Origin of the sequence: Sphingomonas yabuuchiae (genome assembly GCF_001477495.1) — a bacterium.
In the GTDB taxonomy this organism is placed as follows: domain Bacteria; phylum Pseudomonadota; class Alphaproteobacteria; order Sphingomonadales; family Sphingomonadaceae; genus Sphingomonas; species Sphingomonas yabuuchiae_A.
Map to the genome: position 1 here is coordinate 30,935 of NZ_LDTF01000019.1, position 18,097 is coordinate 49,031.

Annotated in this window: 13 protein-coding genes; all 13 read left to right on the top strand. The window is 66.8% G+C overall.

What is annotated here, in order from left to right; all coding sequences use genetic code 11:
• The first annotated feature begins 4 nt into the window (after window positions 1-4).
• The 13 genes from NS355_RS05515 (at window position 5) to NS355_RS05575 (ending at window position 17,662) form a co-directional block, all read left to right on the top strand.
• A complete protein-coding gene (locus NS355_RS05515) occupies window positions 5-502 on the top strand; it encodes a chemotaxis protein CheW (protein WP_058744783.1) in 498 nt (165 codons plus the stop codon).
• A gap of 328 nt (window positions 503-830) precedes the next feature.
• On the top strand, window positions 831-2,633 hold the full coding sequence (locus NS355_RS05520) for a methyl-accepting chemotaxis protein (RefSeq protein ID WP_058744784.1): 1,803 nt from the start codon (window positions 831-833) through the stop codon (window positions 2,631-2,633).
• Window positions 2,634-2,762: 129 nt separating this feature from the next.
• A complete protein-coding gene (locus tag NS355_RS18140) occupies window positions 2,763-4,670 on the top strand; it encodes a CHASE3 domain-containing protein (RefSeq protein ID WP_084787564.1) in 1,908 nt (635 codons plus the stop codon).
• Window positions 4,667-5,152, top strand: a complete 486-nt coding sequence (locus NS355_RS05530) for a chemotaxis protein CheW (protein ID WP_058744785.1) — start codon at window positions 4,667-4,669, stop codon at window positions 5,150-5,152. The genes NS355_RS18140 and NS355_RS05530 overlap by 4 nt, the downstream gene beginning before the upstream one ends.
• A gap of 37 nt (window positions 5,153-5,189) precedes the next feature.
• Complete coding sequence (locus tag NS355_RS05535; protein ID WP_058744786.1) at window positions 5,190-7,094, top strand: methyl-accepting chemotaxis protein; 1,905 nt, start codon at window positions 5,190-5,192, stop codon at window positions 7,092-7,094.
• A 171-nt stretch (window positions 7,095-7,265) separates the two neighbouring features.
• The gene (locus tag NS355_RS05540; RefSeq protein ID WP_058744787.1) at window positions 7,266-8,939 is read left to right on the top strand and encodes a methyl-accepting chemotaxis protein; all 1,674 of its coding nucleotides are present in this window, start codon (window positions 7,266-7,268) and stop codon (window positions 8,937-8,939) included.
• Complete coding sequence (locus NS355_RS05545; protein ID WP_058744788.1) at window positions 8,936-9,424, top strand: chemotaxis protein CheW; 489 nt, start codon at window positions 8,936-8,938, stop codon at window positions 9,422-9,424. The genes NS355_RS05540 and NS355_RS05545 overlap by 4 nt, the downstream gene beginning before the upstream one ends.
• Window positions 9,425-9,494: 70 nt before the next feature.
• Window positions 9,495-10,349, top strand: a complete 855-nt coding sequence (locus NS355_RS05550; protein ID WP_244489568.1) for a CheR family methyltransferase — start codon at window positions 9,495-9,497, stop codon at window positions 10,347-10,349.
• 5 nt (window positions 10,350-10,354) lie between these two features.
• Window positions 10,355-11,428 (top strand): protein-glutamate methylesterase/protein-glutamine glutaminase, encoded by a 1,074-nt coding sequence (locus tag NS355_RS05555; RefSeq protein WP_042490563.1) that lies wholly within the window; start codon window positions 10,355-10,357, stop codon window positions 11,426-11,428.
• 13 nt (window positions 11,429-11,441) lie between these two features.
• A complete protein-coding gene (locus NS355_RS05560; RefSeq protein WP_153008068.1) occupies window positions 11,442-13,190 on the top strand; it encodes a hypothetical protein in 1,749 nt (582 codons plus the stop codon).
• A gap of 134 nt (window positions 13,191-13,324) precedes the next feature.
• Window positions 13,325-15,049 carry a ubiquinone-dependent pyruvate dehydrogenase gene (poxB, locus tag NS355_RS05565; RefSeq protein WP_058744790.1) on the top strand — a complete coding sequence of 575 codons (1,725 nt, stop codon included), beginning with the start codon at window positions 13,325-13,327 and terminating at the stop codon, window positions 15,047-15,049.
• The gene (locus tag NS355_RS05570) at window positions 15,046-15,564 is read left to right on the top strand and encodes an FUSC family protein (RefSeq protein ID WP_058744791.1); all 519 of its coding nucleotides are present in this window, start codon (window positions 15,046-15,048) and stop codon (window positions 15,562-15,564) included. Before poxB ends, NS355_RS05570 begins: the two co-directional genes overlap by 4 nt.
• Window positions 15,565-15,850: 286 nt before the next feature.
• A complete protein-coding gene (locus tag NS355_RS05575; protein ID WP_244489569.1) occupies window positions 15,851-17,662 on the top strand; it encodes a glycoside hydrolase family 127 protein in 1,812 nt (603 codons plus the stop codon).
• Window positions 17,663-18,097 lie beyond the last annotated feature (435 nt).

Sequence of the window (18,097 nt, forward strand, 5' to 3'; positions counted from 1 at the left end):
GCCCATGCCCTATCACAAAGTACCCCATTGGACGCCCGAGAACGGCCTGGAGGTCCTGACCTTCGGCCTGGGCGGCGAGACCTTCGCGCTGGAGGCGGGCATCGTCCGCGAAATCCTGGACATGATGCCGGTGACGATGGTGCCGGGTGCCGATCCGCTCGCCGCCTCGGTCATCAACTTTCGCGGCCGCATCGTGCCGCTGGCCGATCTGCGCGGCTCGTTCGGGATGGAGGCGCACGCCAACACCGCCGACAGCCGGATCATCGTGATCGAGCTGGACGTGAACGGCGACCCCTTCCTGATCGGCCTGACCGCCGACCGGGTCAACGAGGTCACCGTGCTGCACGCGGGGGATGCCGAGGAGGTGCCGGTCATCGGCATGCGCTGGCCGCGCGACCATGTCCGCTGCCTGGTGCGGCGCGAGGGCGACCTCGTGGTGTTGCCGGACCTGACGGCGCTGTTCGCCCGCCTGACCACCGACGCCGAAACCACCATTCACTAATTACTGACGCAGAGAGCGTCGGGTGCCTTTGAGGCCATCGTCGCGCGATACCATGCCGTATCGACGCCTCTGCAAACGGATCGGACCGCACTGCACCGGGTCGGGTATCCATCACGGATATCCCCGGTGCAGCCCCCGGCGGACAATTTCCCGCCCCGGGAGCGACCTTATCGCATCTGGCGGGACCACCGCCGACGCCCGCGTAATGGGCAGTATTCCTGACATTCCCGCCGGACCCTTGTCCGGCCTGTACGACCATTCACCGGGCGTCCGACAGCGTGTCGGCGCTTCACACCACCATTAACAATTTACGGGGGGGATCCTGATCATGCGAGCCACCATAAAAATGAAGCTGGGCGCGACATTCGCGCTGATCGTCTGTCTTCTGCTGGCGGTCGTCGGCGTCGGCGTGATGAAGATGAGTGCGCTGAACACGGCGATCACCGATGTCATCGCCGGTCCGTCCAAGCGGCTCGAAATCGCGCTGAGCGTCAACGAGCGGATGAACAAGACGCTGCGTTTCGAAAAGAATATGGCGCTGACCGAAGATGTCGGGCTCACCCAGAAGTTCGATGCCGAGGTTTTGAAATCGCGTAACGAAACTCGCGATCTCATCGCGGCGGGCCTTGCCATTTCCACGGCCGAGGGCAAGCCGCGCTGGACGCAGATCCAGACGCTCTTCGACCAGTATGTACCGATCAACGACCAGATTCGCACTCTGGCGCTGGCCAACAGGAATGGCGAGGCCGGACAGATTTCGGTCACCAAGTCGCGCGAAGTAGCAGGCCAGATCAGCAGCCAGATCGATCAGATCGTATCCATCGCCAAGGACGGCATGAAACAGGCCGATGCCGACACCAGCGCCCAATATGCCGTGGCCCGCAATGTCCTGTTCGCCACGGCGGCGGCGGCGCTGCTGGTCGCTATCGGCGGTGCGCTGTGGATTTCGCGTCTCGTCTCGCAGGGTCTGAACAAGGTGTCGGCGGCGATCGACGCGGTGGCGATCGGCGATCTGTCGCAGGACGTGGCCGTCACCTCGAATGACGAGATCAAGGACCTGGTCGACACGGTCAACCGCATGACCGCCAACCTGCGCGAAAGTGCGCAGCTCGCCGACACGATCGCGAGCGGCGACCTGACCGTCAATCACCAGCCGCTGTCGGACAAGGACGTGCTGGGCCATGCCCTGGTGTCGATGGTCGAGCGTCTGCGCGGCGTCGTGGGCGATGCGACCCAGGCGGCGCAGAATGTCGCGGCGGGCAGCCAGCAGCTGTCGTCCTCGTCGGAGCAGGTCAGCCAGGGCGCGACCGAACAGGCCGCCGCCGCCGAGGAAGCCTCGGCGTCGATGGAACAGATGGCCGCCAACATCAAACAGAATGCCGACAATGCGACCCAGACCGAAAAGATCGCACGCCAGTCGTCGCAGGACGCCGAACAGAGCGGTGCCGCCGTGCAGAAGGCGGTGATCGCGATGCGCACCATCGCCGAGAAGATCGGCATCGTGCAGGAAATCGCGCGCCAGACCGACCTGCTGGCGTTGAACGCGGCGGTCGAGGCGGCGCGGGCCGGGGAACATGGTCGCGGCTTCGCGGTGGTGGCGGCAGAAGTCCGCAAGCTCGCCGAGCGCAGTCAGTCGGCGGCGGCCGAGATCAGCGGCATGTCGTCGGATACCGTCGGTGCTGCGACCCAGGCGGGCGAGATGCTCATCAAGCTGGTGCCCGACATCCGTCGTACCGCCGAACTGGTCGCCGAGATCAGCGCGGCGTGCCGTGAACAGGATATCGGTGCGGTCCAGATCAACGAGGCGATCCAGCAGCTCGACAAGGTGACGCAGCAGAACGCCTCGGCCTCCGAGCAGATATCGTCGACCTCCGAGGAACTCGCCAGCCAGGCCGAGGAGCTTCAGGAAAGCATCGCCTATTTCCGGGTCGATGCCGGTGGCAATCGCAGCCGCGTCAAGGCGGCGGTCCGCAAGCCGCTCGCCCGTCCGGCGGCCAAGTCCGGCAAGTCGGGCCAAGCGCCTCGCGCGGGCTCGGTTGCCGATCAGCAGGCGCGGGTGCGCGGCTTCGCGCTCGACCTGACCAATGGTGGTCCGGACGGCGAGGACGCCGAATTCGGGCGTGCCGCCTGAGCCAAGACGATCGGGGGCGGGCGGTGCTCCGCCCCCTGACAGCCGGGATATTCGCGAACATCCCGCCGCTACGCAGGCCCCAGGCAGGCGAACCGCACGACGCGCTGGTCAACCCTTTAGGACAAGAACATGCTGGGTTCCTTCAACCACCTCTCGATGCCGAAAAAGCTCACCTTATGTCTTGGCGCGATCATCGCCATCACCGTGGGGGTCGATGGCGTCATCCTGTCCAACGCCGGACAGGTGAGAGCGACGACCGAAATCAACGAACATACCTATCAGGTCATCGCCACCGCCGACGGCATCGTCTCCAGCATGGTCAATCAGGAAGCCGGCTATCGCGGTTATCTCGTGTCGGGGAACGACCAGTTCCTGGCACCCTATCACAAGGGATGGACCGATTTCGCTCATGCGTGGGGCGAAGTCCGCAGCCTGACCAGCGACAATCCGGTGCAGCAGGGTCGCCTGGACGAGATCAAGCGGCTGGCCGAAAGCTGGCATAATGACGTGGCCGAAAAGGCCATCCGCCTGATGGCGCATCCTGAAACCCGCGAGGCCGGGCGTGCGCTGGAGAGCAGCGGTGTGGGCAAGCAGGCCATGGACCAGCTGCGCCAGCGGGTGGACGAGATGATCGCGACCGAGAAGGGGCTGCTGGCGCAGCGGCAGGCGGCGCAGCGTCAGTCCTTCTCGTCCATCACGCTCGCCATCTGGATCGGCATGGCGGCCAGTGTGCTGGCCGCGATCGGCATCGGCGTGCTGATGACCCGCACGATCGCACGGCCCATCGCCCGACTGACCCAGGCGTTGGCGCGTCTGGCCGAGCCGCTGGCGACCGACCGCCGCGACGAGATCGGGCGGATGCAGGGCAGTGTCGGCGCGGTCGAGGGCGCGTTCGACCAGATTTCGACCGTGCTGACCGCCGTGTCGAAGGGCGATACCGGCATCGGCATGAATCAGCGCTTCGGCGGCCTGACCGATCAGCTGTCCGCCAATCTGGACGCCCTGCGCACCAGCTTCGAGGGCATGGCGAAGATCGCCGAGGAGATTGCGGGCGGCAATCTGAACGTCCAGCCCCAGGCGCTGTCGGACAAGGACAAGCTGGGCCGGGCGCTGGTGTCGATGGTCGATCGCCTGCGCGGCGTCGTGGGCGACGCGACCCAGGCGGCGCATAATGTGGCCAGCGGCAGCCACGAACTGTCCTCCTCGTCGGAACAGGTGAGCCAGGGCGCCACCGAACAGGCCGCCGCCGCCGAAGAAGCCTCGGCCGCGATGGAGCAGATGGCGGCCAACATCAAACAGAATGCCGACAACGCGACCCAGACCGAGAAGATCGCGCGTCAGTCGTCGCAGGACGCCGAACAGAGCGGTGCCGCCGTCCAGAAGGCGGTGATCGCGATGCGCACCATCGCCGAGAAGATCGGCATCGTGCAGGAAATCGCGCGCCAGACCGATTTGCTGGCCCTCAACGCCGCCGTCGAGGCGGCGCGGGCCGGGGAACATGGTCGTGGCTTCGCGGTGGTGGCGGCGGAGGTCCGCAAGCTCGCCGAGCGCAGCCAGTCGGCCGCCGCCGAGATCAGCGGCATGTCGTCCGACACCGTGTCGGCCGCGACCCAGGCGGGCGAGATGCTGACCAAGCTGGTCCCCGATATCCGCCGCACCGCCGAACTGGTGGCCGAGATCAGCGCGGCATGTCGCGAACAGGATATCGGCGCGGTCCAGATCAACGAGGCGATCCAGCAGCTCGACAAGGTGACGCAGCAGAACGCGACCGCCTCCGAGCAGATTTCGTCCACGTCCGAAGAACTGGCCAGCCAGGCGACGGAGCTTCAGGAAAGCATCGCCTATTTCCAGATCGATGGTGTCGGACGTGCCGCTATCCGGCATACGGCCAGCCGTCCGGCCCAAGCCAGATCGAAGCAGCTGGCACGCCGCGCCGGTTCGGTCGCCGAGCAGCAGGCCCGCGCGCATGGTTTCGCGCTCGACCTGAGCAGTGGCGGCCCGGACGGCGAAGACGCCGCGTTCGGACGTGCGGCATGAGCGCCGCATCCGACATCCAGGTCGTGGTCTTCGGACTGGGCGACGAAGAGTTCGCGCTGCCTGTCACCACGGTCCGCGAAATCCTGGACCACCGCAACGCCTACCGCGTGCCGCACGCCCCCGACTGGTTCCTGGGGCTGACCGATGTCCGCGGCGACTCCGTGCCGATGGTCGACCTGCGCGTCCGGCTGGGCATGAGCCCGGTCGAGCCCACGCTGACCACCCGTGTGCTGGTCGTCGATGTGGCGGGCGGCGAGGGCAAGCCGCTGGCGCTGGGCATGGTCGTCGACCGGGTGCTCGACGTTTCGACCTTCGCGGCGGAATCGGTCGAGGGCGCGCCCGATCTGGGCGGTCGCTGGCGGTCCGAGCAGATCGAGGCGATCCTGCGGCGGGGGGCGGGCTTCGTCGCGCTGCTCGACCCGGCGCGTCTGTTCGGCGCGGCGGACCTCGACGTCACCCGTGCGGCGGCGGTGGCCGCCTGATTCTGGCTCTCAGCATAGAATAGGAAAGAGGACTATCATGCGTTTCCATGCTTCGTTGAAAGACACCTCGCATGTCGACGTCGCCACGACGGAGATCGGCCGTCTGCAGCGCGCCTTCGCCCAGGGGCGGGTCGGCGAGCGGGCCGACCTGTCGGGTGCGACGGGCAAGGCGCGCGAGATGCTCGTCGCGGTCAACGAACTGCTCGAAACCGCCGCCATGCCTGCGGACACCTTCAACCGGCGGCTGGCGCATGTCGCGGCCGAGCATGAGCGTGGCGACATCGACGCGGTGCTGCCCGTGGAGGAGTTTTCCGGCGAGCTGGCCCTTGCGGCGCGGACCGTCAACGAACTGGTCGCCAGCCATATCGCGGTGAAGAAACAGGCGATGGCCTGTGTGGCCGCGCTGGCGCAGGGCGATTTCGAGGCGCCGCTGGCACGACTGCCGGGCAAGAAGGCCTTTATCAACGACACGATCGAGCAGCTTCGCGGCAATCTGAAGGGCCTGATCGCCGAGATGAACACCATGTCGGCCGAACATGATCGCGGCGACATCGACGTGTTCGTGCCGGTCGAGAAGTTCCAGGGCGATTTTGGCGTCATGGCCCGCGGCCTGAACGAGATGGTCGCCAACCATATCGCCGCCAAGAAGATGGCGATGGCCTGCATCAAGCAGTTCGGCGAAGGCAATTTCAACGCGCCGATGCAGCAGCTGCCCGGCAAGAAGGCGTTCATCAACGATACGATCGAGCTTCTGCGCGCCAATTTCCAGGCGATCATCGGCGAGATCCAGCGCCTGATCGCGGCCTCGACCGCAGGCAGGCTGAGCGAGCGTGGCGATGCGACCCGCTTCCCCGGTGACTTTGCCGGGCTGGTCAGCGGGATCAACGGGATGCTCGACGCGATCCTGCTGCCGATCGGCGAGGGCAACCGCGTGCTGAACCTGGTCAGCACCGGCTCGCTGCTCGAACGCGTGGAGATCGATTGCGACGGCGATCACCGCCGGATGAAGGATGCGATCAACAATCTGGTCGACAACCTCGCCCATTTCGCGAGCAACGTCGCCGGGGCGGCCGATCAGGTCGCCAGCGGCAGCCAGCAGCTGTCGTCCTCGTCCCAACAGGTGTCGGAAGGCGCGACCGAACAGGCCGCGGCCGCCGAGGAGGCCTCGGCGTCGATGGAACAGATGGCGGCCAACATCAAACAGAATGCCGACAACGCGACCCAGACCGAGAAGATCGCACGCCAGTCGTCGCAGGACGCCGAACAGAGCGGTGCCGCCGTGCAGAAGGCGGTGATCGCGATGCGCACCATCGCGGAGAAGATCGGCATCGTGCAGGAAATCGCGCGCCAGACCGACCTGCTGGCGTTGAACGCCGCCGTCGAGGCGGCCCGCGCGGGCGAACATGGCCGCGGCTTCGCGGTCGTGGCGGCGGAGGTCCGCAAGCTCGCCGAGCGCAGCCAGTCGGCCGCCGCCGAGATCAGCGGCATGTCGTCCGACACCGTGTCGGCCGCGACCCAGGCGGGCGAGATGCTGACCAAGCTGGTACCCGATATCCGCCGCACCGCCGAACTGGTCGCCGAGATCAGCGCGGCGTGCCGCGAACAGGATATCGGCGCGGCGCAGATCAACGAGGCGATCCAACAGCTGGACAAGGTGACGCAGCAGAACGCCTCCGCCTCCGACCAGATTTCCTCTACCTCGGGCCAGCTTGCCAGCCAGGCCGAGGAGCTTCAGCACAGCATCGCCTTCTTCCAGGTGGCCGAACACGCCGGGCCGGCGGTGCGCACGCCTGCGTCCCGCCGCCCGGTCGCCAAGCCGCGCAAGGCGGCGGTGCAGGCGGGTTCGATCGGGCACCAGCAGGCGCGGGTGCGCGGTTTCGCCCTCGACCTGAGCGAGGGCGGGCCGGACGGGGAAGATGCCGAGTTCGGCCACGCGGCATGATCGACGCGTGGCGCTTGCGGAGGGCCGGGGGGCTTCGCAAGCGCCACGGTCATGACGCCGATATCATCGTCCTGAACCAATAATTCATCAATTTCTGCCTATGATCCGCTCAGTTTCGGCGGGTGAGTTCATAGCATCCGCCAGTGTCGGGTTTCATAACGGGGTGGGCATATGCGCATTACGATCAAGGCCAAACTGGCCGGTACATTTGCGATCGTCTTGTTGCTTCTGGCAATTGTTGTCGGAGTAGGGGTTTCCAAGGTCAACGCGTTGAACGTGATGATCGGCGACATCATCGACGGCCCGGCCCAGCGCATCAAGCTGTCGCTGACCGCCGATGGCGATATCGGACGCGCCATCCGCGCCGAAAAGAACATGATGCTGACGGAAGATCTCGTGCAGACGCGGACCTTCGACAGCAGCTTCGTTCAATATGACGCCAAGATTGTGGAAAGCCTGAACGGCGGTCTCAAGATCGCGACCGAACAGGGACGGCCGGTCTGGACCCGCGCGCTGGAGGAATGGCGCGCCTATAAGACGATCAGCGATCGGGCACGTGGTCTGGCCATGCAGAACAAGAATGTCGAGGCATCGGCCATTTCGATGACCGAAGGCCGCGCCGCAGCGATGCGCCTGACCGACACGCTGAACAAGCTGACCGAAATCACGCAGGGGCAGATGACCAAGGCCAAGGCCGATGCCGCAGTCCTTTATGCCTCGGCCCGCACGACCCTGATGGTCACGGCGGTCGTGGCGCTGCTCATTGCGGTCGGGGGCGCGCTGTGGGTCGCGTTGCTGGTGTCCAAGGGGCTGCGCAAGATCGGCGAAGCCGTGTCTGCCGTCGCCAATGGCGACCTGAGCAACGAGGTGCATGTTGCCAGCAATGACGAGATCAAGGACCTGGTCGACACCGTCAACCGGATGACGACCCGCCTGCGCGAGACGATCGGCCAGACCACCCAGGCGGCGCAGAATGTCGCGGCGGGCAGTCAGCAGCTGTCGTCTTCGTCGGAACAGGTGAGCCAGGGCGCGACCGAACAGGCCGCCGCCGCCGAGGAAGCCTCGGCGTCGATGGAACAGATGGCCGCCAACATCAAACAGAATGCCGACAATGCGACCCAGACCGAGAAGATCGCGCGCCAGTCGTCGCAGGACGCCGAACAGAGCGGTGCCGCCGTCCAGAAGGCGGTGATCGCGATGCGCACCATCGCGGAGAAGATCGGCATCGTGCAGGAAATCGCGCGCCAGACCGACCTGCTGGCGCTGAATGCGGCGGTCGAGGCGGCGCGTGCGGGCGAACATGGTCGCGGCTTCGCGGTCGTGGCGGCGGAGGTCCGCAAGCTTGCCGAGCGTAGCCAGACGGCGGCGGCCGAGATCAGCGGCATGTCGTCGGATACCGTCGGTGCCGCGACCCAGGCGGGCGAGATGCTGACCAAGCTGGTGCCCGACATCCGCCGCACCGCCGAACTGGTCGCCGAGATCAGCGCCGCCTGCCGCGAACAGGATATCGGCGCGGTCCAGATCAACGAGGCGATCCAGCAGCTCGACAAGGTGACGCAGCAGAACGCCTCGGCCTCCGAGCAGATTTCGTCGACCTCCGAAGAACTCGCCAGCCAGGCCGAGGAGCTTCAGGAAAGCATCGCCTATTTCCGGGTCGACGGACAGGGGACGCAGATCCGCTCGGTGCACCGCGCCCCACCGCGCCCGACCAAGGCCAAGCCCAAGGCGGCTCCGGCACGCAGCGGCTCGGTCGCCGACCAGCAGGCGCGGGTGCGCGGCTTCGCGCTGGACCTGAGCAGTGGCGGCCCGGACGGCGAAGACGCCGCGTTCGGACGTGCGGCATGAGCGGCGCATCCGACATCCAGGTCGTGGTCTTCGGACTGGGCGACGAAGAGTTCGCGCTGCCCGTCGCCACGGTTCGCGAAATCCTGGACCACCGCAACGCCTACCGCGTGCCGCACGCGCCCGACTGGTTCCTGGGGCTGACCGATGTCCGCGGCGACTCCGTGCCGATGGTCGACCTGCGCGTCCGGCTGGGCATGAGCCCGGTCGAGCCGACGCTGACCACCCGCGTGCTGGTCGTCGATGTGGCGGGCGGCGAGGGCAAGCCGCTGGCGCTGGGCATGGTCGTCGACCGGGTGCTCGACGTTTCGACCTTCCCGGCGGAATCGGTCGAGGGCGCGCCCGATCTGGGCGGTCGCTGGCGGTCCGAGCAGATCGAGGCGATCCTGCGGCGGGGGGCGGGCTTCGTCGCGCTGCTCGACCCGGCGCGTCTGTTCGGCGCGGATGGGGCCCAGGCCGCCCTGGCCGATTTCGGCATGGCGGCGTGATCCCATTGCTTTTCGGCCGCCCGGCGCGGCGGCCGATCCCCATCTCTTGCTTCCGACAGGAGCCGTCCCTTTGAGCAGTCTGGCCCGCGCGGCATCGGCATTACCCGACGCGCTGCAGCGTCGCGATTTCGATCGCATCTCCGCTTATGTGTACAAGGAGTGCGGCATTCGCCTGCCGCCCGCCAAGATGACGATGATCGAGGGCCGCCTGCGCCGCCGGGTACGTGCGACCGGGTTGAGCAGCCTGGGGGATTATTGCGCCTGGGTGTTCCAGGCCGATCATCTGGAGGGCGAGCGCGAGCATCTGTTGAACGCGGTCACGACCAACAAGACCGATTTCTTCCGCGAGCCCAAGCATTTCGACTATCTGATGGGCACGGTGATGCCGCGTCTCCGCGACGAGGGGCAGCGCCGGGTGCGGGTGTGGAGTTCGGCCTGCTCGACCGGCGCGGAGCCTTATACGCTGGCGATGCTGCTCGACGCCTACGCCGCCGACAGGGGTGGCCCCGATTTCGGCATTCTGGCGACCGATCTGGACAGCGAGGTGCTGCGCACCGCGCGCCGGGGCATCTATCCGGCCGCGATGCTCGATCCGGTGCCGACGACCTTGCGCAAACGCTATGTCATGAGCGCCAGCGATCCCAAGCGCGACGAGATGCGCATCGTGCCCGCGCTGCGCTCGTCGATCGGCTTTGCCCAGATGAACCTGATGGACGAGCGCTATCCGGTGGGTGATCCGATGGACATCATCTTCTGCCGCAACGTCCTGATCTATTTCGACAAGCCGACCCAGGAAAAGGTCGTGCGCCGTCTGGCCGAATGCCTGCGCCCCGGCGGCTGGATGTTCCTGGGCCATTCCGAGTCGATCACGGGTTTCGACCTTCCCCTGAAGACGGTGTCCAACACCGTGTTCCAACGGATCTGACGGCGATGAGCAAAGTCCGCGTGCTGGTGATCGACGACAGCGCCAGCGTCCGCCAGGCGATGACCGCGATCCTGTCCGCCGATCCCGATATCCAGGTGATCGCCGCGGCCGCCGATCCCTTCGCCGCGGCGCGCTACATCCAGGAGGAGGTGCCCGACGTCATCACGCTGGACGTCGAAATGCCGCGCATGGACGGCATCACCTTCCTGCGCAAGCTGATGGCGCAGCGCCCGTTGCCGGTCGTCATGTGCTCCTCGCTGGTCGAGGAGGGGTCGGAAACGCTGCTCCAGGCGCTGGAGGCCGGGGCGGTCGACGTCATCCTCAAGCCGCGCGTCGGCGTCGCCGATCACCTGAACGAAGCGCATATGATGATCCGCGAGACGGTGAAGGGCGCGGCCAAGGCGCGGCTCGGCGCGCGGCGTGCCCAGACCAGGCTGAGCCCTGCGCAGAAGCTGACCGCCGATGCCGTCCTGCCGCCGCCGACCGGCCGTGCCATGAGCCGCACGACCGAGATGGTGGTGTGCATCGGCGCCTCGACCGGCGGGACGGAGGCGCTGCGCGAAGTGCTGGAGGCGCTGCCCGCCAATTCGCCGGGCATCGTCATCGTCCAGCATATGCCGGAGAGTTTCACCCGCGCCTTTGCCAAGCGGCTCGACGGGCTGTGCCAGGTCGACGTCAAGGAGGCCGAGGACGGCGACACGGTCATGCGCGGCCGCGTGCTGATCGCGCCAGGCGGTCTGCGCCACACGATGCTGGAGCGGCAGGGCGCCCGCTATGTCGTGTCGGTGCGCGAGGGGCCGCTGGTCTCGCGCCATCGCCCTTCGGTCGACGTGCTGTTCCGCTCGGCGGCGCGCAATGCCGGGTCCAATGCGGTCGGCATCATCCTGACCGGCATGGGCGACGATGGCGCGCGCGGCCTGCTGGAGATGAAGCAGGCGGGTGCGCGTACCTTTGCGCAGGACGAGGCGACCTCGGTCGTGTTCGGCATGCCCAAGGAAGCGATCGCGCGCGGCGCCCATGACAAGATTATCCCGCTGGGCAGCGTCGCACGCGAACTGCTCCACGCCACGGCCCGCTAGGAAGGAACGACAGATGTTTGTGGCACGGATCGATACCGATACTGCGGTTCCGTTGGCCGGTGGCCTGCCGACCCCGCCCGCCATTTCCTTCGCGATGCTGGCGGAGCAGGTGCAGAACCGGATGGGTGGCCTGGAGGATACCTTTCGCGAAACCGGCGAGACGCTGGCCACCGCGATCGGCACGATCGACGGCATGGCGGACGGGCTGACGACCATTCGCCAGGCCCTGTCGCACGACACCGCCGGGGTGGCGGTGTCCCGGCTGCGCGACGTCGCCTATCGCCTGATCACCCTGCCGATCATCCAGAAGCGGCGCGCGATCGAGGTCGAGACGCTGACCGGCCGCACCCGCGAGCTGCGCGGCCTGTTGAACGAGGTCAGCACCATCCTGAAGCTGCTCGGCATCTATGGGATGAACATCAAGATCGCCTCGTCGGGCGAGGCGGCGTTCTTCAACTTCGTCGTCGGCATGGACGAGAAGCTGACCACCGGCCGCCAGGAACTGCGCCAGATCGAGCGACAGCTGGACCAGTTCGGCCGGGTGGTGGGCGATGTGCAGCAGGCCGACCGCCTGCTCGCCACCGAATGCGACCGCGCCGGGGCCGCCGTGCCCGCCGAGCTGACCGCCAACGCCAACGCGCTGCAGGACCATATCGAAGCGGTGATGCGCATGACCGAAGAGGTCGGCGGCATCGTGCGCACCGTGCAGGGCGAGGTCGCTCGCATCCTGGGCGCGATCCAGATCGGCGACAGCGTGCGCCAGCGTGCCGAACATGCCATCGCCATGTTGCGCCGGGTCGCGATGGACGATGCGCAGGGCGGCATGCCGGAAGGGGCCAAGGCGCATATGGCGCGGCTGATCTCGGCACAGCTGAACGCGATGGCCGACGAGTTCGGGCGCGAGATCGCCTCGATCGTCACCTCGCTGGAACGGCTGGCGCCGCTGGCGGATCACTTGCGCGACCTGCTGGGGGCGCAGGGCGGCGCGGACGGGCAGCTGCTGTTCCGGCTGGAACATGGCATCTCGTCGCTGGGCAATGTCACCGACCAGCTGTGCGACGCCGATGGTCATCTCGCCGAGCTGACCTGTTTTGTCAGCCGCACGCTGGCCGACCTGACCGATGGGCTGAGCCGCATCCGCCACATCGCGGTCAATGTGCAGGACATCTCGACCAACACCCAGCTGCTGTGCCGCCGCCACGGCACGCTGGGCCGCGCGGTGGCGGTGATCGCCAAGGAAGTCGCCCCCTGTGCCAGCCGCCTCGACCAGCTGAGCGTGGCGGTCGGTTCGCTGATCGGCGTGCTCAGCGGGATCGATCTGGTCCAGCAGGACAACACGCACAGCGAGAATGGCGACACGCGCGGCGCGCTGCAGGAAGCGCTGGCGGTCGTGCGACGCGCCTGCGAAAGCTCGGCGGGGGCCATGGTCAAGGGCGGCGGCGATGCCGAACGGATCGTCGCCTCGCTCCAGGCGAGCGCCGGGGATCTGGGCGAGCAGCATGATTTCGCCGAGACGCTGTGCTCCGTGGCGCTGGAGCTGACCCGCTATGCCGATCGGGTCGCACCCGAGACCCCGGACGGCACCGAGTTGACGGCGACGGACGAGGCCGTGCTGGCGGACCTGCTGCCCTGGGCGGCAAGCCTCTATACGATGGCCTCTGAGCGTCTGATCCATGCGGCCTATCTGCTGCCCGGTATGGAGCCGGTCGTGACGGTGACGGCGGCGGTAATGTTCGACGACGATGATGACGGACTGTTCTGATCGCGATTGCACGGCGCTTTAGCCGCCTTGCACGAAGTTCATTCCCGGGGTGCGAAGCCATTCGCACCCCGGTTCGTTTCGCTCTTGCAGCATGACGGGCACCGGCCCCATCCACAGCAAGGGAAAGACGAACCATGGCCGAGACGATCGCCGATCTTTTGAACCGCACGCTGGTCGAGGCCGGTGTCGAGCGAATCTGGGGCGTGACGGGCGACAGCCTGAACGCCTTCAACGATTCGCTGCGCAAATCGGGCAAGGTCCGATGGATGCATGTCCGCAACGAGGAAGCGGGTGCCTTTGCGGCGGGGGCGGAAGCGGCGGCGACCGACAGGCTGGCGGTCTGCGCGGGCAGCTGCGGACCGGGCAATCTCCACCTGATCAACGGCTTGTTCGACTGCCACCGCAACCATGTGCCGGTGCTGGCGATCGCGGCGCATATCCCGTCGAGCGAGATCGGCCTGAACTATTTCCAGGAAACGCATCCGACCGAGCTGTTCCGCGAATGCAGCCATTTCTGCGAGATGGTGCAGGACCCGCGCCAGATGCCCGAATTGCTTCACCGTGCGATCCGCACCGCCATCGGCAAGCGCGGCGTGGCGGTGCTGGTCATCCCCGGCGATGTCGCGCTGAAGCCCGCGCCCGAGACGCGCAGCGTCGCCTTTTCCCCGCTGGCCACCCCGCGCCTCGTGCCGCCCCAGGCGGAGCTGGGCAAGATCGCCGACCTGCTCAACGGATCGAAGGCGGTGACGCTGCTGTGCGGCGCGGGCACGGCGGGCGCGCATGACGAAGTGGTGGCGCTGGCCGAAGCGCTGAAGGCCCCGATCGTCCATGCATACCGGGGCAAGGAGTGGATCGAATACGACAACCCCTATGATGTCGGCATGACCGGACTGATCGGCTTTTCGTCGGGCTATCACGCGATGATGGAGTGCGACACGCTGCTGATGCTGGGCACCGATTTCCCCTATCGCAACTTCTATCCCGAAAAGGCGAAGGTGGTGCAGGTGGACCGCGATCCGGGCGCGCTGGGGCGGCGGGTGCCGCTCGACCTGGGCGTGGTCGGCGACGTGGCCGAGGTGGCGCGCGGCCTGATCCCGCTGATCGCGGGCGAGCGCGACGGGCGTTTCCTGGACAAGGCGCGGTCGCATTACCGTGATGCGCGCAAGGGGCTGGATGACCTCGCCACGCCGCGCGACGGCGACAAGCCGCTGCATCCGCAGTTCGTCGCGCGCACCATCGACCGGCTGGCGAACGAGGATACCGTGTTCACCGCTGATGTCGGCACGCCCGCCGTCTGGGCAGCGCGCTACCTGACGATGAACGGTCGGCGGCGGATCATCGGGTCGTTCAACCATGGATCGATGGCCAATGCCCTGCCGCAGGCGCTGGGCGTGCAGGGGGCCTATCCGGGGCGGCAGGTCGTGTCGATGTCGGGGGACGGCGGCCTGACCATGTTGATGGGCGACATGCTGACCGCCGTGCAGATGAAGCTGCCGGTCAAGATCGTCGTCTTCAATAACTCGACGCTGGGCTTCGTCGCCTTGGAGCAGAAGGCGGCGGGCTATGTCGACGACAATGTGTCGCTCCAGAACCCGGACTTCGGCGCGATCGCGCGCGAGATGGGCTATTTCGGCGTCCGCGTCACCCGTTCGGACGCGCTGGAGGGGGCGCTGCGAGAGGCGTTCGCGCATGACGGCCCGGCGCTGGTCGATGTCGTGACCGAGACGCAGGAACTGATCATGCCGCCCAAGATCCAGGCCGAGCAGATCAAGGGGTTCAGCCTCTATGCGGCGCGCGCGGTCCTGAGCGGGCGTGGTGACGAGGTGCTGGAGCTGGCGCGGGCCAATTTGCTCCGGTGACGCCGCCGCCGCTCTTGCGCGACTGGGTGACGGCGCATGTCTCGCGCGAGGAGACGGTGCGCACCATCGCCTTCGTCGCGCGCTGTACCGGCGCGGCGGTGCTGGCGCTCAGCATCGCCGACCGGCTGCACCTCGACCATCCGGTCTGGGCCAGCGTGTCGGCGCTCGTCGTCTCGCAGGACCGGCTGGGCGACACGCATCGCTCGCTCACCTGGCGGATCGTCGCGACGCTGATCGGGGTGGCGGTGGCGCTGCTCGTCGCCTTGACCATGCCCGATGCCGGGGCGGTGGCCATGCTGGCGGTGGCCGTCGGCGTCACCGCCGCCATTGCGCGGATTCGGACCGAATTGCGGGTATGCATGTGGACCTCGGTCATTGTCCTGCTGACCGTGCCGCCGGGGGGCACGATCCTGACGGCGGCACTGGCGCGGGCGCAGGAGGTCATGCTGGGCGTTGGGATCGGGGCGATCCTGCACTGGGGTTTCGAGCGATTGCTGTTCCGCCGGACCGGCTGAATCAAGCATCGTCTGTCGGACAAATAAACGCCGTTTTTCCGTCGCTAGGGCGCAAATTTCGCGGCCGGTTTCAAAAACGTTTGCGGATCTCGGCCGTCCGACGCAAAATGCGGGAAAATACAATAGTCGGAGAAGATCGGTGCCCTCATGCTGTCCCGCCCCGTCGCGGCGTCAAGTCCTTGCCACGGCCAGCACGGCCGCGTTGGCGACAGGATGGGGGGCGGTGATGCCCGCTTCGGCCTGGGCGCAGAACGGCCTCAAGCCCATGGCATCTATGGCGGCCCCCATGCCGGCTAACGCCGTCCAGCCCTTCGACATGGCCGACGTCACGCTGGCGGACAGCCCCTTCCTCCATGCGCAGAAGATGACCGAGGCGTATCTGATGCGCCTGCAGCCCGACCGGTTACTCGCGAACTTCCGCACCAATGCCGGGTTGAAGCCGAAGGCACCGGTCTATGGCGGCTGGGAGTCGGAGGCGCAGTGGGCGGACATCAACTGCCATGGCCATACGCTGGGCCATTATCTTTCGGCCTGCGCGCTCGCCTACCGCGCGACCAAGGACAAGCGCTACCGCCAGCGGATCGACTATATCGCGAACGAACTGGCCGCGTGCCAGCAGGCGGCGGGCACCGGCCTGGTCTGCGCCTTTCCCAAGGGCCCTGCGCTGGTCGCGGCGCATCTGCGCGGTGAGCCGATCACCGGCGTGCCCTGGTACACGCTGCACAAGGTCTATGCGGGCTTGCGCGATGCGGTGCAATTGGCGGGGAGCGAGGCGGCGCGGCCGGTGCTGATCCGGCTGGCCGATTGGGGCGTCGTCGCCACCAAGCCGCTGTCGGACGCGCAGTTCGAGACGATGCTGGAGACCGAATATGGCGGCATGAACGAGGTTTATGCCGATCTGTATTTCATGACCGGCAACGAGGATTATCGCCGCCTCGCCGAGCGCTTTTCGCAAAAGGCGGTGATGAAGCCGCTGGGCCAGGGCCGCGACTATCTCGACGGGATGCACGCCAACACCCAAATCCCGAAGATCATCGGTTTCCAGCGCGTCTATGAGGCGAATGGCGACGACGCGTATCACAACGCCGCCGCCTTTTTCTGGCGCACGGTCGCGCATACCCGCGCCTTCGCCACCGGCGGGCATGGCGATGGCGAGCATTTCTTCGCCATGGCGGACTTCGACAAGCACGTCTTCTCCGCCAAGGGTTCGGAGACTTGTTGCCAGCACAATATGCTGAAGCTGACCCGCGCGCTGTTCCTGCGCGACCCGCAAGCCGAATATGCCGATTATTATGAGCGCACGCTCTATAACGGTATCCTCGCCTCGCAGGACCCGGACTCGGGCATGGCGACCTATTTCCAGGGTGCACGGCCCGGCTATATGAAGCTGTACCATACCCCCGAAGACAGCTTCTGGTGCTGCACCGGCACCGGCATGGAAAATCATGTGAAGTATCGCGACTCGATCTACTTCCATGACGACCGGGCGCTGTACGTGAACCTGTTCATCCCCTCGACCGTGACCTGGGCCGACAAGGGCGCGTCCCTGACCCAGGCGACGAACTTCCCGGAGGCGGCGAATACCCAGTTCCGCTGGAAACTGCGCCAGCCGACCGAGCTGACCCTGAAGCTGCGCCACCCCAAATGGAGCCGCACCGCGACCCTGCTGGTCAACGGCACCGAAGTACAGCGCTCCGACAAGCCGGGAAGCTATGTGGAACTGACCCGGACGTGGAAGACCGGCGACACGGTCGAATGGCGTATGGTGATGGAACCCGCAGTCGAGAGTGCCCCCGCCACGCCCGAGATCGTCGCCTTCACCTATGGCCCGATGGTGCTGGCCGGCGCCCTGGGTCGCGAAGGGTTGGCTCCGGGCGCGGACATCATCGTCAGCGAGCGGAAGTACGGCGAGTATAACGATACGCCGTTCCAGGCCCCGACGCTGGCGGGCGAGCCCGATGCCCTGGCGAAGACGATCAGCGCGACCGGCAAGCCGCTGGAGTTCACCATCCCGGCGGTGAACGGCCAGCCGGTGCGGCTAATCCCCTACCACCGCATCGCGCATGAGCGCTACGCGACATATTGGAAGCTGGCCTAAATCCAAGATCAACCACCCCGGCGAAGGCCGGGGGGCCAGTTGCCCTGTCACCGCGGTTGATCCCGGAAGATTTGTTCGCGCGGAGGCGCGGAGGCGCGGAGGACGCAGAGAGGGTGTCCGGTTGGCGGCGGCACGGCTCCATAAACAGGTGATGGAGAGAGAGGCATAGAACAGGATGACTTACGCTGATTCTATGCGAGCCCCTCCCCTTCAGGGGAGGGGTTGGGGTGGGGCCTTTCCACGCACGCCGCGCTTGCGGAAGCGCCCCACCCCGGCCCCTCCCCTGAAGGGGAGGGGGGCCATTTCAGGTCATCAGGGTCGAGAGCTGCCACGGACGAGACACCTCCGCGTTCTCCGCGCCTCCGCGCGAATAAAATCGTCCGACGCATCGGCGCTCCACCTGCCGCATGGCAACTGGACCCCGGCCTTCGCCAG